This window comes from Pseudotabrizicola alkalilacus, assembly GCF_003443995.1.
Lineage (GTDB): Bacteria > Pseudomonadota > Alphaproteobacteria > Rhodobacterales > Rhodobacteraceae > Pseudotabrizicola > Pseudotabrizicola alkalilacus.
This window is the reverse complement of record NZ_QWEY01000011.1, coordinates 25,660-47,994: the sequence shown is the minus strand read 5'-3', so window position 1 is coordinate 47,994 and position 22,335 is coordinate 25,660. Positions and strand designations below refer to the sequence as shown.

Below are 22,335 nucleotides of genomic sequence, written 5' to 3'. Positions count from 1 at the left end.
CTTCTGACGATCATCCCTTGCCGCGTTCGGACACCATCCGCCCGACAAGCTGTGCCGTGTAGTCTACAATCGGAACGATACGGCCATAATTCAGCCGTGTCGGACCAATGACGCCAACGGCACCGATGATCTTACGATCAGCGTTCATATAGGGAGAGACCACCAGAGAGGAACCCGAAAGTGAGAAAAGCTTGTTCTCGGAACCGATAAAAATGCGTACACCGTCGCCTGCCTCGGTCAGTTCGAGAAAGTCGACGATGTCACGCTTGCGTTCGAGGTCATCGAAGAGGCTGCGAATGCGGTCAACCTCAAACCCTTCTGTCGCCGCTTCGAGCAGATTGGAGCGGCCGCGAACAATAAGACGCTCGCCCCGCTCGCCACCATTTTCCCAGATCGCAATGCCGCTTTCGACCAGTTCGCGCGCGAGCACGTCGATTTCCTGACGATGGCGGGCGATATCCTGAGTCATGGTGCGGCGAAGGTCCGAAAGTGTACGACCCTCGGCTAAAGCGTTCAGGAAGTTCGCGGCCTCGCGCATGGAAGACGGCGTTTGTCCAGCGGGAGGTGTAAACAGACGGTTTTCCACATGGCCATCAGCGAACACCAGCACAACAAGGGCGCGCTCCGGCGAAAGGCTGACAAATTCGATGTGCTTGATCGGTGCTTCGTGCTTTGGCGACAACACCAGACTTGCGCCACGGGTAATGCCGGACAGGGCTGAGCCAACCTGATCAAGCAAGGATGCCACATCGCGGTCGGAGTCTCCCAAGGTAGCGTCAATTTTCTCGCGGTCCTCTTGTGCCACCGTCCCAACTTCGAGGAGGCCATCAACAAACATCCGCAGACCGCGTTGCGTCGGGATGCGACCGGCAGAGACATGCGGGCTGTCAAGCAGGCCCAGAAACTCCAGATCCTGCATGACGTTGCGGATGGTGGCGGCGGAGACCTTTTCTGTCATGCTGCGCGACAGGCTGCGCGAGCCGACAGGGTCGCCCGAACTCAGATAGCCTTCGACCACACGCCGGAACACTTCACGAGAGCGGTCATTCATCTCGGTGAGCAGTTTTGCGCCGTCGGTCATTTGTGGCTCCTTTTATCTCGCCAGAGTATTCCGATCAGCGCAATGGTCAATCGGGGTTGCATCGCCCCCTTTGCCACGCATATCTGATTCAAATCCATTGAAAGGAAATATCCATGCGCCCTTCTGGCCGTCAGCTTGACCAAATGCGGTCGATTTCGATTGAAACGGGTGTGATGCGCCACGCCGAGGGGTCTTGCCTGATCAAGATGGGCGATACGCATGTATTGTGCTCGGCAACGATCGAGGATAAGGCCCCTTCGTTTTTGAAGAACACAGGTCTGGGGTGGGTGACCGCAGAATATGGCATGTTGCCGCGCGCCACGAACAGCCGGACGCGACGTGAAGCAGCTGTAGGAAAGCAGGGCGGAAGAACGCAGGAAATTCAAAGACTTATAGGAAGATCCTTGCGGGCTGGTGTTGACCGGAGTGCATTGGGAGAACGGCAAATCGTGGTAGATTGTGATGTGCTACAGGCGGATGGCGGTACGCGCTGTGCGTCGATTACAGGTGGATGGGTGGCTCTGCGTCTGGCAATTAACCGGCTGTTGAAAGCTGGCACAATCACCAGCGATCCGATCATTGATCATGTAGCGGCCGTGTCTTGCGGCGTTTATGCGGGGCAGCCCCTGCTGGATTTAGACTATCCAGAAGATTCTGTCGCTGGCACGGATGGAAACTTTGTGATGACCGGGCGGGGTCGGCTGATTGAAGTTCAGATGTCGGCCGAGGGAGCCTCATTTTCGCGCGAGGAAATGCTGCAGTTGCTGGATCTGGCTGAGATCGGATCTGGACTGCTTGTTTCGGCACAAAAAGCAGCCGTCGAATGAGGGGTCAGATCGGTTCTAGGTTGGTGATTGCGACCCATAATAAGGGAAAACTGGAAGAAATTTCTGGCCTGTTGCGACCCTATGGCGTTGAAGTGATCTCGGCCTCCGCATATGGATTGCCTGAACCAGAAGAGACTGAGAGCACGTTTGTCGGAAATGCCCGGATCAAAGCACATGCCGCGGCCAAGACAACGGGGCTGACTGCGCTTTCAGATGATTCTGGTATTTGCGTCGACGCCCTCGGGGGCGCGCCGGGGGTTTACACCGCAGATTGGGCGGAAACTGAGGCTGGGCGAGATTTCAATATGGCAATGGCTCGAACATGGGAGGCGTGTGAGGCTATACGGGCGCCGCATCCACGTTCGGCGCAGTTTTGCTGTACGTTGGTTCTCGCCTTTCCGGACGGGCGGGATATAGTGTTTGAGGGCAGTGTTTCGGGAACCCTTGTCTGGCCCATGCGGGGCGGCCATGGCCACGGGTATGACCCGATGTTTCAGCCGGATGGTTACCGCGTGACCTTTGCAGAGATGGACATCCAAGAAAAGGGACGCATAAGTCACCGTGCCGATGCTTTCCGCAAGTTTGTCGCGGCGTGTTTCACGTGAAACACGTTGAGTCGTCCAACCGGCCCACAACTGAAGGAGATTGCGCACTGGAACGGTGGCAGTTTGCTGGATTTGGTCTTTACGTCCATTGGCCGTTTTGTCAGTCGAAATGCCCATACTGCGACTTCAACAGCCATGTTACGGGTCAGATTGATCAGGATGTGTGGCGTGAGGCGTATCTTACTGAATTAAGGCGTTGCGCCATGGAAACGCCCAATCGAGTTCTGAGCAGCATCTTCTTTGGTGGCGGCACCCCATCCCTCATGCCACCAGCTACAGTTGCTGCTATTATTGACGAGGCCACTCGTCTTTGGACACCCGCGAATGACATCGAAATCACACTTGAGGCAAATCCAAGCTCTGTAGAGATTGAACGCTTCAGGGACTTTCGGGCAGCCGGGGTAAATCGGGTATCTGTCGGGATACAGGCTTTGAATGACGTTGACCTGCGGCGTTTGGGACGGCTTCACGACGTTCGCGAAGCGCGTGCGGCCATAAACATTTCGCAGGCTGTGTTTGATCGGACAAGCTTCGATCTGATATATGCAAGACAAGACCAAAGCGTAAGGGCTTGGGAGGCGGAGCTTTGCCAAGCGCTTTCAATGGCTGGCGATCATCTCTCACTCTATCAATTGACAATTGAGCCAGGTACGGCATTTGGAGCTCGCTTTGATCGAGGCCTCTTGCTTGGATTGCCCAGCGAAGATTTGGCTGCGGACATGTACGAGCTTACTCAGAGCCTTTGCGATGCATGGGACAGACCAGCCTATGAGGTTTCGAATCACGCGAAGCCTGGCGACGAATCGCGTCACAACATGATTTACTGGCGCTCCGGAGATTATGTGGGGATCGGCCCCGGTGCCCATGGCAGACTGACCAGTTCCAGTGGACGAAGAATCGCGACCATGCGCCCTGCCATGCCGGCTGCATGGCTGACGGCGGTGCAGTCAGCCGTGCAGGAAAAAGTGACCCCGCTATCACCGGAGGAGCAAGCGACAGAGCTTTTGATTATGGGGATGAGGGTTAATTCTGGTGTTGATCTTTTAGATTATCAAAGGTTAGCTGGAGAAACCCTTGACACAGAGCGCGTCTCCCAACTGATTGATCAAGGTCTGGTTGAGGTCAAAAGCGGTAAAATCAGAACAACGTCTGCAGGTCGACTTGTTCTGAACTGGGTTCTTAAACAGCTATTGCTGACATAAGCATTTAAATTACTTGGTAAAATCTCTCGGCACCACGGAAAGCACCTGACAGAGCATATCGAGCTGATCCAAATCCTTGTAGCGAATGCGAAGCGAGCCACCCTCCCCCGATGGATCATGATCAATATTGATCATCATTCCAAGATTGGCGCTGATATCGGATTCGATGGCACGAGTGTCAGCATCCTTCTCTGGTCTGGACGGCTTTCTTTGGCGTCCCGAGGAATTCGCAACAGTCCGGGCGAGCTTTTCTGTATCCCTCACTGAAAGTCCCGCGCCCACGACTTTCAGCGCAAGATTAATCGGGTCTGCAGATCCGATCAGCGCTCGCGCATGACCCGCAGTCAATTTTCCTGAGCGGATCATCGACAGAACATCATCCGGCAAACTCAGCAACCGCATCGTGTTCGCAACATGAGATCGGCTTTTCGACAAGGCTTCTGCCAGTTTCTCTTGCGTGTGACCAAAATTATCCATCAATTGACGGAACCCCAATGCTTCTTCAACAGCATTCAGGTCGGCGCGCTGGATGTTCTCAATAATTGCAATTTCAAGAACTTCTTCATCAGAAAAATCTCTGACGACGACTGGAACACTGTGGAGCTGGGCCATCTGAGCCGCACGCCATCGGCGCTCACCCGCAACGATCTGATAGGTTCGGCCGCCGCTCATAGCGCGCACCACTAAAGGTTGAATAATGCCTTTCGCTCTTATCGAAGCTGCAAGCTCCTCAAGAAGCGCAGGATCAAAGTCACGCCGCGGTTGATTCGGATTAGGAAGAACGCGCTCGATCGGCAGCATGGTGTCTGCCTGAGCCACTCGACCGTCCTGTTCATGAACATCGCCTTTTATAAGGTTCACATCCGCCATCAGCGCGGACAGCCCTCGTCCCAAACCCTTGCGCTCTTGCTTCTTTTCCATGACTATTCTTTCTACTTCAGGCGGCCTGACCATTAGATCTGCGAGAAATGATCTCAAGCGAAAGGCGTCGATAGGCTTCTGCACCTTTTGATGTGGGATCATACTGCAAAACAGGCAGTGCATATGACGGTGCCTCTGACACTCTCACATTTCGGGGAATAGTCGTAGAAAACACCATGTCTCCCAGATTGGCACGCGCGTCAGCCTCGACTTGCTGAGAAAGCCTGTTCCTACTGTCCGTCATTGTTACCAGGACGCCCTCAATTCTCAGTCGGGGATTGGCAGACTTCCGGATATCTCTGATTGTCAACATTAACTGGGAAAGCCCTTCTAGTGCAAAAAATTCACTCTGAAGAGGAATAAGGACCGATTCTGCCGCAACAAGGGCATTGACCGTCAAAAGGGAAAGTGAAGGGGGACAATCGATCAGAACGAAATCAAACCCTGCCGCCAGGAAACTGGCTTCCTGAACAGCATCAGATAACAGAAAGGAGCGTTTCTCGCTGGTAACAAGGTCGATATCGGCAGAGGCAAGATCAGCATTTGCCGGGCACACAAATATTCCTGCAACCGACGATTCTCGTATGAGATCCATCAACATCGCCTGCTCTAAAAGAAGATCGTAACTTGTTTGTGTGCGGGACTCGGGGGATACACCCAACCCGGTAGATGCATTGCCTTGAGGATCAATATCTATAACCAAGACTTTATACCCAAACTCTGATAGCCCAGCAGCCAGATTGATCGTTGTTGTCGTTTTGCCGACTCCCCCCTTCTGATTGGCAATAGATATAATTCTAGGACGCGATCCCAGTGGCGCATCAGACATGGCGAATGTTCCTGAATTCGAGTATCGCGGCAGTTATGTGAGTTTTGCTAGGATGCAAAGTTATGTCAAAAGCCCAATTTTTTCGAGCCTCATCTACCTCACACTGGTAGGTTGCGCCTTTGGGAAACAACGCGACTCCCTCGGCGGACAAATGACGCTCAGCATATCCGCATAACCTCGACAGACTGGCTAACGCGCGTGCGGATATAACAGTTGCGCCGAGAGGCTGCAAATCTTCAATTCTACTGTTAACGACCGTTGCCTCTATTTCAAGTTGCCGTATAGCCTCCCGAAGGAATGCCGCTTTACGGCCATCAGATTCTACAAGTTTCACCTGGAGTTGTTTTTTGGTCTCGTGTGCTAGTATAGCTACGACCAAGCCGGGGAAACCGCCTCCGCTCCCCAGATCGCACCAATTTCCCTTTGTAAAGTCTACTAAGCTGAAAATCTGGATAGAATCGTTGACATGACGGCTTCTGAGATAGGGCAAGCTATCCTTAGACACAAGATTTATGCTCGGATTCCATTTTCGTACCAGATGCTCAAGAAAATCTAACCGATCAGATGTTTCACGTGAAACACCCGAAACTTGCTGAAAGATTTCACTACCAGGCATCAGATCGCATCCTGTAACGATGCTGACTTGCGCAAATTTGCCAAAATAAGAACCAATGCAGCAGGCGTCATTCCTTCAATTTCTCGTGCCATCGCAAGAGATGTCGGTTTGAATCTCTCCAGTTTAACCCTTAGCTCCCCCGAAAGGCCGGACAGGCCAGCATAAAAAAAGTCTCGCGGAATCAAAGTGTCTTCTTCACGCTTTAATTGAGCAATCTGTTGATCTTGTCGATCAGTATAACGGCTGTACATGGCATCACAGATTACTTGCGCCCGAATGCCCGGCTCCATAACAAGCAAGTCAGGGAGCAAAGCCTCTTGCTCATTCGGCCCCATCGGAAAAGCACCCAAAACGTCCAATCCAGACCGGCGGGATCCATCAGAGCTTACCTGTATACCCTTCTCCAATAGGTCATGTGAGGTAAATGACATAGAGCCAAGAACAGCCTTCGCAGAAGACAGCAACTCCATCTTCTTTCGAAATTCATTTATTCGCGTCTCAGAAACGATACCAAGACCAATGGCCCTTTCCGTCAGACGTTGATCAGCATTATCTGCTCGCAGAGACAGTCGGTACTCGGCGCGAGATGTAAACATTCTATAGGGCTCTGTAACGCCTCTCGACCGAAGATCGTCCAGTAAGACACCAATATAGCTCTCTGATCTGTGAAAAACCACCGGTTCTCTGTTCTGAGCAAGAAGCGCGGCTGTCAATCCCGCCACGAGGCCCTGTGCCGCTGCCTCCTCATATCCGGTTGTGCCATTTATCTGGCCAGCAAGAAACAGTCCCCCGAGTTCAGGCAGTTCTAGACCGGAAGACAGCGCCTTCGGATCAAAATAATCGTATTCTATGGCATAGGCTGGTTGCAAAATCGTTGCGTTTTCCAACCCCTCAATTGATGAAACATATGCAGATTGCACATCAATTGGAAGAGATGAAGAAATTCCGTTGGGATAAACGGTATGATCGTTAAGTCCCTCCGGCTCCAAGAATATCTGATGACTGCTCTTATCTGAAAAGCGCACGATTTTATCTTCTATCGAAGGGCAGTAACGTGGCCCCACGCCCTCAATATGGCCGCCATACATTGCTGAACGCGACAAATTCGCTCTGATAATGTCATGCGTCCGCTCATTGGTGCGGGTAACTCCGCAGACAATCTGCCTCACGGCGGGTTTGTTGTTCAAGAAGGAGAACATGGTGGGAGACTCGTCTCCCACCTGAACATCCAGAACAGACCAATTAATCGTGCGCCCATCTAGCCGCGGTGGTGTGCCGGTCTTAAGTCGCCCACGCTTCAACCCGAGATCGAGCAAACGATGGGCTAGTCTATTAGAGGGGTCATCCCCCATTCTGCCGCCAGAGTGCCGCTGTTCACCAATATGAATTAAACCATTCAGAAAAGTACCTGTCGTAAGAATCACGGCACGGGCAGCGAGCTTCTGGCCATCAGCAAGCGTCACACCACTAACGCGGGATTTCTCTACTATCAGATCAATCACTTCACCTTCTACCAGGAACAAGCGGTTCTGACCCGCCAGTTCGCACTGCACAAATGTGCGATAAAGCTCACGATCCGTTTGTGCTCTTGGTCCTTGTACTGCGGGGCCCTTCCTTCTGTTAAGCAAACGAAACTGAATTCCAGCTGCATCGGCAGCCCTCGCCATGACTCCATCAAGGGCATCAATCTCGCGGACAAGGTGCCCTTTTCCAAGGCCTCCAATTGCAGGATTGCAAGACATCATTCCAATTGATTTCAGCTTCTGGGTAACAAGAGCTACGCTGGCGCCAGCACGTGCTGCTGCCGACGCCGCTTCAGTTCCTGCATGACCGCCACCAATGACTATGACATCAAAATGTTTCACGTGAAACAACCCCTACTTCCCGATACAAAAACTGCTGAATATTTCATCCAGCAATCTCTCAACCCCGATCTTACCGACCAAAAGGTCCAGTGCATGGCTCGCAGCACGAAGATCTGCAGCAACTAGCTCTAATGACACCTCATCAGTATACAACCATCCCCGCGCAGATGCCATGGATTCGCTTGCCAATCTCAGTGCAGACCGTTGACGGTCACGAATCAACAATCCCGATCCTGACACACGTTGTTCAAGGCGCACTTTTATTTCATTTATAAGCCACTGAAGGCCATAACCCGAAACCGCCGAGACACCGTTTGCCACCGGAAAGAGATCAGCCTTACTCCACGCAACGACATCATCATCCTCAATTTCCCAAGAATCAGGCGTACTGCCTGGTTCCAGAAGCAAAACACGCAGGTCTGCGAGACCCGCACGCTCTTTTGCGCGCGCGACACCTATTCGTTCCACTACGTCTTCTGTTTCTCGCAAGCCTGCAGTGTCTATCAGCGTAACAGGTAAACCCGCAATCTCCATCCTGACTTCAATCACATCGCGCGTAGTACCAGCGACAGAAGATGTGATCGCTGCATCGCGTCCAACCAAAGCATTCAGAAGGCTAGATTTTCCAACATTTGGCGCGCCAATGATCGCAACTTCAAAGCCTGCACGGACTCGCTCAGCCGACCTACTATCATCAACCTCTGCCCTAAATTCCGTGGAAAGGCGGGCTACAATATCCCGCACCTCAGGAATTACGTTTTCGGGAATTTCCTCATCTGCAAAGTCAATCGTTGCTTCAATCAAAGCCGCTGCGCGAATCAGATCCTTACGCCATTCTGCCGCACGCCGACCGATAGCACCCGACAACACCTTCTGCGCCTGTCGTCTCTGTGCCTCTGTCTCAGCATCAATCAGATCGGCCAACGCTTCAACCTGCGTAAGGTCAAGCATACCATTTTCCAGCGCCCGACGCGTAAATTCTCCTGGCTCAGCCAGGCGCAACCCAGGAACGCTCCCTAGAAACCTTAGCAAAGCAGCTACAACGGCTTCTCCACCATGTATTTGAAATTCAATAATTTTTTCGCCAGTGAAGCTTGCACCATCTTCAAAATAGAGCATCACACCGCTGTCAAGAATCTCGCCATCTGCAATCAATGTACGAAGCGCTGCCTGTCGGGCTGTCAAACCAGAAATACCCAGCGCAGCCGCAGCCTCCAAAGCCAAAGGCCCCGAGACCCGCACCACAGCAATGCCAGCCTTGCCACGCGCTGTGGCAAGGGCGAAAATCGTGTCAGTCATGGCTCTGCCTAATATCGGTCAGGTGTTCATCGATTCGAAGAATTCGGCATTCGACTTGGTCTGCTTCAACTTCGAAATCAGGAATTCAACCGCATCCGTGGTTCCCATCGGGTTCAGAATCCGGCGCAAGACATAGGTTTTCTGAAGATCAATCTTCTCAACCAACAGATCTTCCTTACGCGTGCCCGACTTCAAAATGTCGATGGCAGGGAACACACGCTTGTCTGCAACCTTACGATCCAGCACGATCTCGCTGTTGCCGGTGCCTTTGAACTCTTCAAAGATCACCTCATCCATCCGGCTGCCGGTGTCAATCAGCGCCGTTGCGATGATGGTCAGCGACCCACCCTCTTCGATATTCCGCGCCGCGCCGAAAAACCGCTTTGGCCGTTGCAGCGCGTTTGCATCCACACCACCGGTCAGAACCTTGCCGGACGACGGAACCACCGTGTTGAAGGCACGGCCGAGCCGGGTGATCGAATCCAGCAAAATCACCACGTCGCGCTTGTGCTCAACCAGCCGCTTGGCCTTTTCAATCACCATTTCCGCCACAGCCACGTGCCGCGTTGCCGGCTCGTCAAAGGTAGAGGCCACAACCTCCCCCTTCACAGACCGCTGCATGTCGGTCACTTCCTCGGGCCGCTCATCAATCAACAACACGATCAGATAACACTCGGGATGATTGGTCGCCACCGAATGGGCGATATTCTGCAACAGCACCGTCTTACCCGTCCGGGGGGGTGCCACGATCAACGCTCGCTGGCCCTTGCCGATTGGCGCCACCAGGTCGATGATCCGGGCAGAGCGATCCTTGATCGTCGGATCTTCAACCTCCATCTTGAACCGCTCATCCGGATACAGCGGCGTCAGGTTGTCGAAATGCACCTTGTGCTTCGCTCGCTCGGGATCATCAAAGTTGATCTTGGTCGCCTTGATCAGGCTGAAATACTTCTCGTTCTCACGCGGGGCCTGAATGACCCCCTCAATCGAATCCCCGGTCCGCAGGCTGAACTGACGGATCATCTCGGGGCTGACGTAGATATCATCCGGCCCTGACAGATAGTTCGCCGAAGGGCTGCGCAAAAAGCCGAACCCGTCCTGCAACACCTCCAGAACCCCGTCGCCGCCGATCTCAAACCCTTCTTCCGCATGTTCCTTCAGGATCTGGAACATCATTTCGCCCTTGCGCATGCTGGGCGCGTTTTCGATCTCCCATTCCTCGGCCATCGCCAACAGGTCAGCGGGTGTCTTGGCTTTCAGATCAGCAAGATTCAAACGTTCTACAGTCATGGAATGGTCCTTTGACCACCTGTCTCATCGACAAGCAGCGTCACAGCATCAGGGGGAAAAAACAAAGGCCGGACGGCCCCGTCTCGCGTCGCATAAGGCCAGAACAGTCAAAAGTCAAGAATTCAGAATTTGACGATGACCGAGATCACAATCAACAGCATCAGCAGCGTCGGTACCTCGTTCATCATCCGGTACTGCCGTCCGCTCACAGTATTCGTTCCAGCCACAAAATGCTTGCGCTGACCCGCCAGCCACATGTGAAACCATGTCATTCCCAGAACTGACCCGGCCTTGACCCAAGGCCAGGCCATCGACCAGTCCACGATGCCCGGCGTTGCAACCAGCGCCAGCCCCATCACCCAGGTCGAAATCATTGCAGGGTTCATAATGGCCCGCAGCAACCGCCGTTCCATGGTCTGAAACAGGGTGTCGGTGTCACTTCCTGCGGCAACAGCCTCGACATGATACACAAACAGCCGTGGCAGATAGAACAGGCCCGCCATCCAGGCGATGACGGACACCACATGCAGGGACTTCACCCAGAAATACCAGTCCACCAGAAATTCACTCATCTCGTTCTCCTGCTGCCCTCTTCTTTAAATAAAGAATTATAAGAAAGGAATGTAGTTGTAGGGCCTGTGGACAACAGAATGCACGGGCTTTTCCCGGAATCTATCCACATGAAACGGCCTTTGGATAACACGGGGGAAAACTGGGACATCCTGTGGAAAAGAACACAAAAATGTATTATTTTCAATAATTTACAGATATAAGACCATTCAGGTTTTTGTTCACCCATTTTCTTGGTTACACAAAATCTTCATCTTTCCTCAGCGCCTGATCCCCCTCATGCACAGCGGGATATCTCCCGTGGTCATCTTGACAAAAGCGCACTGCTGGCCACCCTTTGCCGGGTCTGACCTCCTGCACACAATTGGCACCGCGTGAACAAAGCAAGCATATCCACAGAGCTGTCCCCGGCAAAATGACCCTCATTCTGGCATCCACCTCACAGATCCGTCAGCAGATGCTGTCCGCCGCTGGCGTGCCCTTTACGGCTCAGCCAGCGCGGATAGATGAGGATATGATCCGCCGGGCGTTGCAGGCAGAAAATGCCCGGCCCCGCGATATGGCCGATACCTTGGCCGAGATGAAGGCCCGCAAAATCGCCGAGCGGCACCCCGAAAGCATGGTGCTCGGCTGTGATCAGATCCTCGATTTTCAGGGTAAGGTGCTGGCAAAGCCCGAAACCCCAGATGTTGCCTGCGCTCAGCTGCGGCTGCTGCGGGGCACGTCGCATAAACTCTGGTCGGCTGCAGTAATCTATCAGGACGCAAAGCCCGTCTGGCGCTTTGTGGCAGAAGCGCGCCTTGTGATGCGACCGATCTCGGATGCCTATCTCGATGACTATGTGTCGCGCAATTGGGACAGCATCCGCCACAGTGTCGGGGCCTACAAGCTGGAAGAAGAGGGCTCCCGGCTGTTTTCCGCAGTCGAAGGCGACTACTTCACCGTGCTCGGCCTTCCGCTTTTGCCGGTTTTGGGCTATCTGGGGGACAGAGGTCACATTCCGACATGACAGATCATCCGCGCATCCCCCTCGCCGGCGTTATCGGACACCCCATCGCGCACAGCCGTTCGCCTGCGCTGCATGGCTATTGGCTGAAGCGCTATGGCATCCGGGGGCATTATGTTCCGCTGGATATTGCGCCGTCCGATCTGCCCCAGATGCTGGAGGCCCTGCCTCGCATGGGCTTTGTCGGCGTAAACATCACCATCCCGCATAAAGAGGCGATTCTGCGCATCGCCGATGTCATCACCGATCGCGCAGCGCTGATCGGGGCGGCCAATACCCTGATTTTCCGCAAGGATGGGCGGATTCAGGCTGACAACACCGATGGTTCCGGCTTCATCGCCAATCTGCGTCAGAATGCACCCCACTGGAACGCGGCCTCCGGGCCAGCCGTGGTGTTTGGGGCCGGTGGTGCCGCCCGTGCCGTGGTCGCCGCTCTGATCGAGGTGGGCGTGCCGGAAATCCGCATTGCCAACCGCACCCGGCCCCGCGCCGATGCCTTGCGCTCGGATTTCGGGGCCAAGCTGGTGGTCAGCGAATGGATTCAGGCGGCCAATATGCTGGATGGGGCCACAACTGTAATCAACACCACCTCACTTGGCATGACCGGAAAATCCGATTTCCGGGTTCCGCTTGACGGGTTGCGGTCAGATGCCGTGGTCACCGATCTGGTCTATACCCCCTTGATGACCCAGTTTCTGATCGAAGCTCAGGAAAAGGGCTGCACTGTGGTCGACGGTTTGGGTATGCTGTTGCATCAGGCAGCCCCCGGTTTTGAGCGCTGGTTCGGCCAGCGGCCCGAAGTGGATGAGGAAACCCGCCGCGCCGTTCTGTCGGCATGAGCAGGTTTCGTCTGGGTCTGACCGGCTCGATCGGCATGGGCAAATCCACGACCGCCGCTTTGTTTGCGGCCGAAGGCATCCCGGTCTGGGATGCCGATGCCGCCGTTCATCGCCTGTATGCGCCGGGCGGCATGGGGGTGGCTCCCGTGGCCACTCTTTGCCCCAGCGCCTTGCGCGATGCTGGCATTGACCGCACCGCACTGCGCGACTGGATCGCCACCGCCCCCACCGCCCTGCCCCGGCTCGAAGCTGTGGTGCACCCTCTGGTCGCGGCAGACCGCGATGCCTTTGCGGCACAGGTCAGCGATGGGATTGTGGTGTTCGATATACCCCTGCTGTTCGAAAAGGGCACTGAAGCCCGGATGGATGCCACCCTTCTGGTCACTGCCCCTGCCGCGCTTCAACGTCAGCGGGTCTTGTCCCGCCCCGGCATGACCGAGGCGCAGTTTGCCCTGATGCTGTCGCGCCAGATGCCGGATGCGGAAAAACGCGCCCGTGCCACCCATATCGTCGAAACCCTGTCCATCGACCAGACCCGCGCCTATGTTCAGGCGCTGATCGCATATTTGCGGAGCGCACATGCGTGAAATCGTTCTCGACACTGAAACCACTGGCTTCGAGCCGTCAGAAGGCCACCGGATCGTCGAAATCGGCGCGGTAGAACTGTTCAACCACCTTCCCACCGGCAAGACCTACCACCAGTATATCAACCCGGAACGGCTCATGCCGAAAGAGGCGTTCGAAGTGCATGGGCTTGGCGATGACTTTCTGAAAGACAAACCGCTGTTCAAGGCCATCGGCCAGGCCTTTCTCGATTTTGTCGCTGATGCGCAGCTTGTCATCCACAACGCTGCCTTTGATATGAAGTTCCTGAATTTCGAGCTTCAGCGCGCCGGCTTTCGCCCCCTGCCCAATACTCAGGCCACAGATACCCTGATGATCGCCCGGCAAAAGTTCCCCGGCTCTCCTGCGTCGCTTGATGCGTTATGCCGCCGCTTTGGCGTGGATAATTCGGCGCGCGAAAAGCACGGCGCGTTGCTCGACTCCGAAATTCTGGCCGAGGTCTATCTGGAGCTGATCGGCGGTAGGCAGCCGGATTTCATGCTGGCAGCGGATTCAGCGCAAAACAAGAAATCCCAGACCACCGACACCAGCACAGACTGGCGGCCCCGCCCGCGTGTCGTGCCCCTGCCGTCGCGTGTGACAGAAGAAGAGATCGCGGCCCATGCCGCCTTTGTGGCGAAACTGGGCGGTGGAGCGATCTGGCTCAAACGCGGTTGAACGCAAAAGGCCGGCCCCAGGGGGGACCGGCCAGAACCACCGGAATGCCGGCTCAGTTCGGTTGCGTCTGCGGTGCCTGGGTCTGAGCCCGGCGCGCCAGTTCCTGACGGTAAAGCGCCAGATAATCCACGGTGTCGATGTTCAGCGCCGGGAAGCCGCCATCGCGGGTCACATCGCTGATGATGCGGCGAATGAACGGAAACAGCAGGCGCGGGCATTCGATCAGCAGGAACGGGTGCATCTGCTCGTCCGGCACGCCTTCGATATGAAATACCCCGCCGTAATCAATCTCCAGCAGGAACAGCGTTTCGTTATTGGCACGGTTTTTCGAGGTTACCCGGAACTTCTGGATCACCTCAAACTGGTGGTCTTGCGGACGCTTGCGCGCGTCAAGGCTGACGGCAACCTGAATGTCCGGCTGAACCTCGCCGCCGTTCAGTCCCTTTTGCGCGACGGCATTTTCAAAGGACATGTCACGGATGAATTGCGCCAGCACCTGCATCTTGACCTGCGGCTGGGCCTGTGGCTGCGCGTCTGCGCCATTTTCCTCGGCCATACTCTCTTGTCTCCCTGAGAAACGGTTCGGGTGCGTTCCTATCAGGTCACAGAAGCGTTCTCAATGCCGGGTCCACCCCGAAGGGCCCTTTGGCGGTGGGTTTTCATCGACCTCAAAGAACTCACCATCAATGACAGTCGGCCCCTCGCGACGTGATTGCGGCGGCGGCCCGCCAAAGGTCTGGATCTGGACCCGCGACCCGACAAAGGCGATCACCCCCTCACGCAGTTTGGGCACCATCAGCAGAAAGCCGATGGCATCGGTGAAAAACCCAGGCGTCAGCAGCAGCAACCCGGCCAGAACGATCAGTGCCCCATGGGCCAGTGGTGACAGCGGGTTTTTCAGCTGCCCCATGTCACCACGCAATTCAGCCAGCACTTTCAGCCCTTGCCATCGCATCAGGGCAGTGCCGACAATCCCGGTCAGCAGCACCAGCGCAAGCGTGGGCCAAAGCGTCAGCCAGCCGCCCACGGTGATGAAAAGCGCGATTTCAATCAGCGGAACGATCAGGAACAGGGCGAAAAGCCACATCTTGGCCTCCTTCATCGGTAAATGCGGGCGGACGGATGGTAGACACCGCCCCCTGCCAGCCCTACATAAGAGCCGATAGTGCAACTTACCAACCCCCAATACATGCCGGCCCTTTCACGGCGTCTGATCGAGGTTTTGAATGAACTCTTCCCTGATCCAGCTTCTCGTTCTCGCCGGGATCGCGATTTTCCTGATCCTGAAGCTGCGTTCGGTCCTGGGCACACGCGATGGTTTCGAAAAGCCACCGGTGCCGCTGGAAGACGTGCGGCCACGGGTCAAGCGTGATTTCGAGGTGATTGACGGCGGACCGGACCGCGATATCACCGATCATGTTGCCGACGGCTCCGATGCCGCCAAGGCACTGGCGGCGATGAAGCTGGCAGAACCGGGGTTTTCGGTGAACACCTTTTTGCAAGGTGCGCGTGGTGCTTACGAAATGATCCTGATGTCGTTTGAGCGGGGCGAGCTGGATCAGATCCGCCCGTTCCTTGACGATGAGATCGAGGCCGCTTTTGCACAAGCGATCAACGCGCGTGAGGCTGAGGGTCTGACCATCGAGGCCACTTTTGTCGGCCTGCGCGAACTGGCGCTGCATAATGCGACATTTAACCGCGATACCAAACGGGCGGAAATCTCGGTGCGCTATGTGGGCGAGCTGACGTCGGTGATCCGCAACAAAGCTGGCGAAGTGGTCGAGGGAAGCCCCAAGGAAATCAAGCGTCAGCGTGACATCTGGACCTATGGGCGTGTCATGGGTTCGTCTGATCCGAACTGGCAACTTGTTGCCACGGGCGATTAAGATTTCCGGTGGGGTGGGTCAGCCATGCAGTTCACGCCCTGTTTTTCGGCGCGGCCCTGATGGCCGCGCCCGCTGCCCCGGCGCAGGTGCTGGAGTTTCAGGATCTTGACGGCTGGGCGCAGGAAGATCACCGCGCGGCATTGGCGGTGTTCCGCAATACCTGTGCCCTGCTCCGCGATCCGCTCTGGTCACCGTTGTGCAAGCTTTCGGCGGATGCGGGTGACACCGGCTCCAGTGCGCGGCAGTTTTTCGAGCTGCTGTTTCGTCCGGTCATTGTCGGCACCCCGCCTGCCCTGTTCACCGGCTATTATGAACCCGAGCTGAACGGATCGCTGCTCCGTACCCCCCGGTTCGCCTATCCGTTGTATCGCAAGCCGCCGGAACTGACCGAAGGACAGATGTATCACTCGCGTGAGGCCATCGAGTCCGGCGCATTGCGTGGCCGTGGGCTGGAACTGGTCTGGCTGGATGATCCGGTCGAGGTGTATTTCCTGCAGGTTCAGGGCTCTGGCCGCATCCGTCTGCCGGATGGCAGGGTGCTGCGTGTGGCCTATGGCGGCAAGAACGGTCATCCCTATCGTTCTATCGGGCAAGAACTGATCCGCCGGGGCGCGTCAATGGCGGATGTCTCTGCCCAGGATATAAAGGCCTGGGTCCGGTCCAATCCTGGCCCCGGTCGGGCGCTGCTGAATTCCAACCCGTCTTTTGTGTTCTTTCGGAAGCTTGATGATCTGCCCCCCGAAAGCGGCCCGATCGGGGCCATGGGGCGACCGATTACGGGCATGCGGTCTGTCGCCATTGACCCGGCGCATGTGCCGCTCGGCGCGCCGGTCTGGGTAGAGAAAGAGGGGCGCCAACCCCTGCGCAGGCTGATGATTGCGCAAGATACCGGCGGCGCGATCAAGGGGGCACAGCGGGCTGATATCTTTTACGGCACCGGATTTGCCGCCGGTGAAGAGGCCGGAAAGATCAAGGATGGCGGCCGGTTGATCCAGCTTTTGCCCATCGACCGCGCCTATGCGCTTTTGTCAGACGGATGAGCCATGGCGCGTCGTCGTACCCTTCGCCCGGATGAAGCAGACCTTTGGCATGCAGTCGCCCGTACGGCGCGCGCCCTGCATTCCAATGGCGAAGCGGTCCTGCATGGCAAGGATGAGCCAAAGCTGACGGCCACCCTTCCTGTAAAAGATCCCGTTACCCCTTCGCTGCCGGTTTTTCGACTGGGTGAAAAGGCGCGTGGCAATCCGGGTCACAAGCTTGCCCCCAGCCTGCCTCAGGCTTTGGCGGATGCGCCTGTGCAGATGGACGCAAAAGCCTATGGTCGGATGACAAGGGGCAAGCTGCTGCCCGAAGCGCGCATTGACCTGCATGGTCTGACGCTGGCCGAGGCGCACCCGGAGCTGAACCGCTTTATTCTCGGCACCCATGCACAGGGGTTCCGTCTGGTTCTGGTGATCACCGGCAAGGGCAAGGCCAAGCCCGATCACGGTCCCATCCCGTTGCGCATTGGCGCGTTGCGTCATCAGGTGCCGCAATGGCTGCGCCTGCCACCGCTTGGCCCGCTGGTGCTTCAGGTGGCCGAGGCGCATGTCCGGCATGGTGGCGCGGGGGCATACTATGTCTACCTCCGGCGTGGCAGACAAAGCTAGCGCTGCAGCTCGTTCCCGATGGCGACAACCGGACTCAGGATGATCTGTGTGGCGCTTTGCACGGTCAGAACCGCACCCGGCAACAGGCCGGTCCGTGCAATACGATCTGCATCCAGCGAGGCATCCACCGACAGGATACCATCCAGCAACCGCAGCAAGCTGGGCGAGTTCCCCAGATTGAAATGACCCGACCCGCTGCTGAAAGCCGCCGTATCGAGGAAAGTGATCGGCAGATCGCCGACGCGCGTGATGTCATTCAGGGTGCCAAGCCGGTCCCGCTGGCCTGTCAGCGTGGCCGAAAGCCGCAAAATCCGGTCCCGCTCTGACGAAAACACGATAAACGGCTGTGGCAACTCGGGTATGGCCAGCGCCTGCGCCCGGAACACGTCCACATCAATGTCGGGTGAAATCAGGATAACGCCGCCAATGCGGTCTAGCACGTCGCTTTTCTGCCGGATAGCGATCTGGCGCAGCGCTTCCATCACCAGTGTGCTGCCCATCGAATGCGCCACCAGCACGACACGCTTGGCACCAGCATCCTCGACTTCGTTCAACAGACGCTCCAGCCCATCACGGGCAAACAGCGCGGAATCGCGGTCATAGACATATCCCAGCGGCTGCGCTGCCGAGGGCCAGGAGTAATGAACGATCGTTCCAGGCAGATCGAGGTCATGCGCCATCTGGGCGATGCGGTAGACCCCTTCGGAAAAGGTGTTGTTGAAGCCATGAACAAAGATGACCGCCTCTCCACCATTGGCGCGCAGCTCTTTGTTCAGACCGCTGCGGAAGTCACCGCTGGATTGGTAACGTCCGGCATAAGTGGTCAGAAACTGTGTCTCGGCGTCAATCTTTCCCGACCGTGGCGGCCATTTGATTTCCCCCGCTTCGCGTACGGGCGGAACCGAAACGCCATAGCGGCCAAAGCTGACAGCTTCGACCCGCTTGCCGGAGTAATTGCCATTTTCATCCAGACCGCGTGTTGTGGCGACAAAAACCTCACGCACCGAACCGATTTGTGCGGCATCGGGGGCATAGGCCATCTGCCCGCGCGGCGCACATGCGGCGAGCATGCAAATCAGCAGTGAAAACTTTACCGATCGCAGCACGATACCACCCCACGCCAAGCCATGCTCCCCCAATTGACGCTTAACCGTCAAGCGTCAAGCGGGATGATTCCGGCGCCGACGAATCCTTGCCGATCCGTGTTACAGAACGTAACGGGACAGATCGGCCGACCGCGCCAAAGCACCGACATTTGCTTCGACAAAATCGGCGTCAATGCTCACCGCTTCGCCCGATCTGTCCGGCGCCGAAAAGCTCAGCTCTTCGAAAACACGCTCCAGAATGGTGTAAAGCCGCCGCGCGCCGATGTTTTCGACCGACTGGTTCACTTCGGCGGCAATGCGGGCCAAGGCCGAAATGCCCTCGGTGGTAAAGGTCACCGTCACCTCTTCCGTCGCCATCAGGGCCGAATACTGCCGGGTTAACGCGTTCTCGGTTTCCGTGAGAATTCGCACAAAATCGCCCTCGGTCAGCGGCTTCAGCTCGACCCGGATCGGCAGACGGCCCTGCAGCTCGGGCAACAGATCCGACGGCTTGGCAATGTGAAATGCGCCGCTGGCGATGAACAGGATATGGTCGGTCTTGACCGGGCCATATTTGGTCGAAACCGTGGTGCCTTCGATCAGTGGCAGCAGGTCGCGCTGCACCCCTTCGCGTGACACATCCGCGCCGCGGGCATCGGAGCGGGCGCAGATCTTGTCGATCTCATCCAGAAACACGATGCCGTTTTCCTGCACCGATGTCAGCGCCGCCGTCTTGACCGCCTCATCATCCAGCAGCTTGTCAGCCTCTTGCCCGATCAGCAGATCATAGCTGTCAGCAACCGTCACCCTCTTGCGCACGGTCCGGTTGCCAAACGCCTTGAACAGGTCTTGCAACCCCTGCATCTGCATTTCCATCCCAGGCGCGCCCATCATCGGCAGCGGGCTGGAGGTGTCGGCGATATCAAGCTCGATCACCGTCGCATCCAACTCGCCCCGCCGCAGCTTGCCGCGAAACATCTCACGGGTTTGTTCGCGCGCGTCCTTGCCGGCCAAGGCTTCGATCACCCGCTCTTCGGCGGCGGCCTGCGCGCGGGCCTTTACGTCTTCACGCATGCGCTCGCGGGTGTCGATCATGGCGGCATCCACCAGATCACGGATGATGCTGTCCACATCGCGGCCGACATAGCCAACCTCGGTGAACTTGGTCGCCTCGACCTTGAGGAAGGGCGCTTTCGCCAGTTTGGCCAGCCGCCGCGAAATCTCGGTCTTGCCCACGCCGGTCGGCCCGATCATCAGGATGTTCTTGGGATACACCTCATCACGCAGATCGTCGCCCAACAGCTTGCGCCGCCAGCGGTTGCGCAGGGCAACCGCCACGGCCCGTTTGGCGTCATTTTGTCCGATGATAAAGCGGTCCAGTTCAGAAACGATTTCGCGGGGGGTCAGGTCAGTCATTTTGTGCTCGCGTAAGGGGGAAGGCGGTCCTTGTCGGGAAACTCCGGCAGGGCGCGCATCAGTGCAGAGCGCAGGCGATCCCACTGCGCTCCAAGGAAAACCAGGCCAAAGCCGAGGAACAGGATCACCAGCGCCGAGCCGTCAAACAGCGTCACGATCAGCCAGACCGCATACCCCGCGCCAGAGACCAGAAACGACCGCCGGTCGATCACCATGGCCACACAGGCGATGACCAACAGGAACACCAGCAGCAAAAGCTGCCCGGCCTGCCCGTTTGCCAGAAGCTGCAGGGCGGTGGTGTTCACGATAGCGGGGGCGGCAACAACGTGCAGCCAAAAGCCGGTGGTGCTGCGGGTGGACACGCGCAACGGGTCCGACATGTCAAACCGCATCGCCAAAGCAAAGGTCAGCAGGCCAAAGACCAGCGATAGCACCGACAGCGGCCCGGTCCCCGACAGATGCAGCAGCCCCAGACCATCCGCAGGAAGAATGCCGCCGCCCGCCAGCAGCGCCCAGACCGTTGAAAACACCGCCGTAGCAATGATCGCCGCATCAAAGGGCACGCGGAAGGTGCGGTAATGCAGCAGCATCACCCCGGCAATCACCGCCGACGACAGGGCCGAGGCGGCAAGCTCTTGCAGGCCGACCAGATCAGCGACCGCCAACCCAAGCACCCAGCCGGTAAGCGCTGTCATGACCGCCAAAGCGATAGATGGCGCAATCATCCGCCGCGTCAGCGTGAAATACCGCTGCACCGCTGCCAGTCCCGCAAGGGTGACAAGCGAAACCAGAACCGTATCCAACCCGCCGGGGCTGAAGACCTCGGCCCCGAGCGCGGCAGAAATGCCGATCCAGCCCATGAACAGGATTGACAGGCCAATGACGATGAAAATCTCATTGAAGCCCTTGAACAGCACAAACGGCTCTTCGCCCGGCTCCACCCCCGCCACCGCCTGCCTGCGCGCCTCGGCCATCGCCGCAAGCCCCGCCGCCTGCGCCTCGGTAATCAGCCCACGCTGCACGGCAGCGCGAAGGTCTTGTGGGTCGATCATGCTGCGCTGATCCGTTCCACTGTCAGATTGCCGTTCGTATAGACGCAAATACTGGCGGCGATGGCCATTGCCTTGCGGGCCACGTCCTCTGCCGTCAGATCGCTTTCCATCAGCCCGCGGGCGGCGGCCAGGGCGAAGTTGCCGCCGGATCCGATGGCGGCCACGTCATGCTCTGGTTCCAGCACATCGCCTGCGCCGGTGATCACGTACAGCTCGCGGCCGTCGGTGACGATCAGCATGGCCTCCAGATTGCGCAGGTATTTGTCCATGCGCCAGTCTTTGGCCAGATCCACACAGGCGCGCGCCAGCTGGCCCGGTGCCGCCTCCAGCTTTTTCTCCAGCCGTTCCAGCAGGGTAAAGGCGTCGGCGGTCGATCCGGCAAAGCCGCAGACCACATCATGCCCGCCCGGCGACAGGCGGCGCACCTTGCGCGCGGTGCCCTTGATCACGGTCTGCCCAAGCGAGACCTGACCATCGCCCGCCACCACGACCTCACCCCCGCGGCGCACCGCAAGAATGGTTGTCCCGTGCCAGCCGGGGAATTTTTCGTCTGCCATGTCAGAGCCTCCGTCACTTGCCCCCTTATATGGCGACCGCGACGCAAAACAAAAGGGCGGCCCCGCAGGACCGCCCTTTGTTGTCTGTCAGCAGCAATCAGATCGCCGACTGAATCCAGGTCGCCAAAGCCGCCTTGGGGGCCGCGCCGACCTTGTTCGACACAACTTCGCCATTCTTGAACAGGAACAGCGCCGGAATGCCGCGCACGCCCAACTGCGCCGGGCTGTCGGGGTTTTCGTCAACGTTGATCTTCACGATCTTGACCTTGCCGGCATATTCGGTGGCAAGCTCTTCGAGAGCCGGGCCGATCTGGCGGCACGGGCCGCACCATTCGGCCCAGAAATCCACCACGACAGGAATATCCGACTTGCGGACTTCGGCGTCAAAGGTGGCGTCGGTGACGGCAATGGTCGCAGCGCCCATTTCATATCTCCTGAATGGAATGTGTCAGCTATCAA

The 22,335-nt window shown here is 57.1% G+C and carries 25 protein-coding genes; 10 read left to right on the top strand and 15 right to left on the bottom strand.

Annotation, left to right across the window (positions count from 1 at the left end):
• Positions 1-10: 10 nt before the first annotated feature.
• Complete coding sequence (hrcA, locus tag D1012_RS17420) at positions 11-1,081, bottom strand: heat-inducible transcriptional repressor HrcA (protein WP_118155329.1); 1,071 nt, start codon at positions 1,079-1,081, stop codon at positions 11-13.
• Positions 1,082-1,194: 113 nt separating this feature from the next.
• Here hrcA and rph point away from each other — a divergent pair, with 113 nt between their 5' ends.
• Genes rph through hemW form a run of 3 tightly spaced genes read left to right on the top strand, consistent with a single transcriptional unit; the run spans position 1,195 to position 3,715 of the window.
• Positions 1,195-1,908, top strand: a complete 714-nt coding sequence (gene rph / locus D1012_RS17415; protein WP_118155327.1) for a ribonuclease PH — start codon at positions 1,195-1,197, stop codon at positions 1,906-1,908.
• A complete protein-coding gene (gene rdgB, locus D1012_RS17410; RefSeq protein WP_118155325.1) occupies positions 1,905-2,513 on the top strand; it encodes an RdgB/HAM1 family non-canonical purine NTP pyrophosphatase in 609 nt (202 codons plus the stop codon). Before rph ends, rdgB begins: the two co-directional genes overlap by 4 nt.
• Positions 2,514-2,560: 47 nt before the next feature.
• Positions 2,561-3,715 carry a radical SAM family heme chaperone HemW gene (gene hemW / locus D1012_RS17405; protein ID WP_118155518.1) on the top strand — a complete coding sequence of 385 codons (1,155 nt, stop codon included), beginning with the start codon at positions 2,561-2,563 and terminating at the stop codon, positions 3,713-3,715.
• Positions 3,716-3,724: 9 nt separating this feature from the next.
• On the opposite strand, the gene D1012_RS17400 is transcribed toward hemW, so the two are convergent.
• The 7 genes from D1012_RS17400 to hemJ all read right to left on the bottom strand — a co-directional run bounded on the left by D1012_RS17400 (position 3,725) and on the right by hemJ (position 11,107).
• On the bottom strand, positions 3,725-4,636 hold the full coding sequence (locus tag D1012_RS17400; RefSeq protein ID WP_118155517.1) for a ParB/RepB/Spo0J family partition protein: 912 nt from the start codon (positions 4,634-4,636) through the stop codon (positions 3,725-3,727).
• Between the two features lie 16 nt (positions 4,637-4,652).
• Positions 4,653-5,465: a ParA family protein gene (locus D1012_RS17395; RefSeq protein WP_118155323.1), complete on the bottom strand. Its 813-nt coding sequence runs from the start codon at positions 5,463-5,465 to the stop codon at positions 4,653-4,655.
• A complete protein-coding gene (rsmG, locus tag D1012_RS17390) occupies positions 5,458-6,081 on the bottom strand; it encodes a 16S rRNA (guanine(527)-N(7))-methyltransferase RsmG (RefSeq protein WP_118155321.1) in 624 nt (207 codons plus the stop codon). The genes D1012_RS17395 and rsmG overlap by 8 nt, the downstream gene beginning before the upstream one ends.
• Positions 6,081-7,946 carry a tRNA uridine-5-carboxymethylaminomethyl(34) synthesis enzyme MnmG gene (gene mnmG / locus D1012_RS17385; RefSeq protein WP_199489547.1) on the bottom strand — a complete coding sequence of 622 codons (1,866 nt, stop codon included), beginning with the start codon at positions 7,944-7,946 and terminating at the stop codon, positions 6,081-6,083. The genes rsmG and mnmG overlap by 1 nt, the downstream gene beginning before the upstream one ends.
• Positions 7,947-7,958: 12 nt before the next feature.
• The gene (mnmE, locus tag D1012_RS17380) at positions 7,959-9,245 is read right to left on the bottom strand and encodes a tRNA uridine-5-carboxymethylaminomethyl(34) synthesis GTPase MnmE (protein ID WP_118155317.1); all 1,287 of its coding nucleotides are present in this window, start codon (positions 9,243-9,245) and stop codon (positions 7,959-7,961) included.
• An 18-nt stretch (positions 9,246-9,263) separates the two neighbouring features.
• Positions 9,264-10,535 (bottom strand): transcription termination factor Rho, encoded by a 1,272-nt coding sequence (rho, locus tag D1012_RS17375; protein WP_103335031.1) that lies wholly within the window; start codon positions 10,533-10,535, stop codon positions 9,264-9,266.
• A 122-nt stretch (positions 10,536-10,657) separates the two neighbouring features.
• Positions 10,658-11,107, bottom strand: coding sequence for a protoporphyrinogen oxidase HemJ (gene hemJ / locus D1012_RS17370; RefSeq protein ID WP_118155315.1), 450 nt, complete (start codon positions 11,105-11,107; stop codon positions 10,658-10,660).
• A gap of 413 nt (positions 11,108-11,520) precedes the next feature.
• On the opposite strand from hemJ, the gene D1012_RS17365 reads away from it, so the two are divergent.
• Genes D1012_RS17365 through dnaQ form a run of 4 tightly spaced genes read left to right on the top strand, consistent with a single transcriptional unit; the run spans position 11,521 to position 14,231 of the window.
• Positions 11,521-12,114, top strand: coding sequence for a Maf family protein (locus D1012_RS17365; RefSeq protein ID WP_118155313.1), 594 nt, complete (start codon positions 11,521-11,523; stop codon positions 12,112-12,114).
• Positions 12,111-12,950 (top strand): shikimate dehydrogenase, encoded by an 840-nt coding sequence (locus D1012_RS17360; RefSeq protein ID WP_118155311.1) that lies wholly within the window; start codon positions 12,111-12,113, stop codon positions 12,948-12,950. The genes D1012_RS17365 and D1012_RS17360 overlap by 4 nt, the downstream gene beginning before the upstream one ends.
• A complete protein-coding gene (coaE, locus tag D1012_RS17355; protein ID WP_118155309.1) occupies positions 12,947-13,537 on the top strand; it encodes a dephospho-CoA kinase in 591 nt (196 codons plus the stop codon). The genes D1012_RS17360 and coaE overlap by 4 nt, the downstream gene beginning before the upstream one ends.
• A complete protein-coding gene (dnaQ, locus tag D1012_RS17350; protein WP_118155307.1) occupies positions 13,530-14,231 on the top strand; it encodes a DNA polymerase III subunit epsilon in 702 nt (233 codons plus the stop codon). The genes coaE and dnaQ overlap by 8 nt, the downstream gene beginning before the upstream one ends.
• Positions 14,232-14,283: 52 nt before the next feature.
• Here dnaQ and secB read toward each other — a convergent pair whose 3' ends face one another.
• Positions 14,284-14,787: a protein-export chaperone SecB gene (gene secB / locus D1012_RS17345; protein WP_118155305.1), complete on the bottom strand. Its 504-nt coding sequence runs from the start codon at positions 14,785-14,787 to the stop codon at positions 14,284-14,286.
• 60 nt (positions 14,788-14,847) lie between these two features.
• Positions 14,848-15,318: an FxsA family protein gene (locus D1012_RS17340; RefSeq protein WP_118155516.1), complete on the bottom strand. Its 471-nt coding sequence runs from the start codon at positions 15,316-15,318 to the stop codon at positions 14,848-14,850.
• 139 nt (positions 15,319-15,457) lie between these two features.
• On the opposite strand from D1012_RS17340, the gene D1012_RS17335 reads away from it, so the two are divergent.
• Genes D1012_RS17335 through D1012_RS17325 form a run of 3 tightly spaced genes read left to right on the top strand, consistent with a single transcriptional unit; the run spans position 15,458 to position 17,766 of the window.
• Entirely contained in the window at positions 15,458-16,117 is a 660-nt protein-coding gene (locus D1012_RS17335) for a Tim44/TimA family putative adaptor protein (RefSeq protein ID WP_118155303.1), read from the top strand.
• 59 nt (positions 16,118-16,176) lie between these two features.
• Complete coding sequence (mltA, locus tag D1012_RS17330; protein WP_118155515.1) at positions 16,177-17,157, top strand: murein transglycosylase A; 981 nt, start codon at positions 16,177-16,179, stop codon at positions 17,155-17,157.
• Positions 17,158-17,160: 3 nt separating this feature from the next.
• Complete coding sequence (locus D1012_RS17325) at positions 17,161-17,766, top strand: Smr/MutS family protein (RefSeq protein WP_118155301.1); 606 nt, start codon at positions 17,161-17,163, stop codon at positions 17,764-17,766.
• Here D1012_RS17325 and D1012_RS17320 read toward each other — a convergent pair.
• From D1012_RS17320 to trxA, 5 genes are all read right to left on the bottom strand, one after another.
• Entirely contained in the window at positions 17,763-18,836 is a 1,074-nt protein-coding gene (locus D1012_RS17320; RefSeq protein WP_118155299.1) for an alpha/beta hydrolase, read from the bottom strand. The two genes, D1012_RS17325 and D1012_RS17320, sit on opposite strands and share 4 nt — an antisense overlap.
• Before the next feature lie 135 nt (positions 18,837-18,971).
• Positions 18,972-20,267, bottom strand: coding sequence for an ATP-dependent protease ATPase subunit HslU (hslU, locus tag D1012_RS17315; protein ID WP_118155297.1), 1,296 nt, complete (start codon positions 20,265-20,267; stop codon positions 18,972-18,974).
• Positions 20,264-21,319, bottom strand: a complete 1,056-nt coding sequence (locus D1012_RS17310) for a hypothetical protein (protein WP_118155295.1) — start codon at positions 21,317-21,319, stop codon at positions 20,264-20,266. The genes hslU and D1012_RS17310 overlap by 4 nt, the downstream gene beginning before the upstream one ends.
• Positions 21,316-21,876, bottom strand: coding sequence for an ATP-dependent protease subunit HslV (gene hslV / locus D1012_RS17305; RefSeq protein ID WP_118155293.1), 561 nt, complete (start codon positions 21,874-21,876; stop codon positions 21,316-21,318). The genes D1012_RS17310 and hslV overlap by 4 nt, the downstream gene beginning before the upstream one ends.
• 97 nt (positions 21,877-21,973) lie before the next feature.
• Complete coding sequence (gene trxA / locus D1012_RS17300) at positions 21,974-22,300, bottom strand: thioredoxin (protein WP_118155291.1); 327 nt, start codon at positions 22,298-22,300, stop codon at positions 21,974-21,976.
• Between the last annotated feature and the right edge of the window lie 35 nt (positions 22,301-22,335).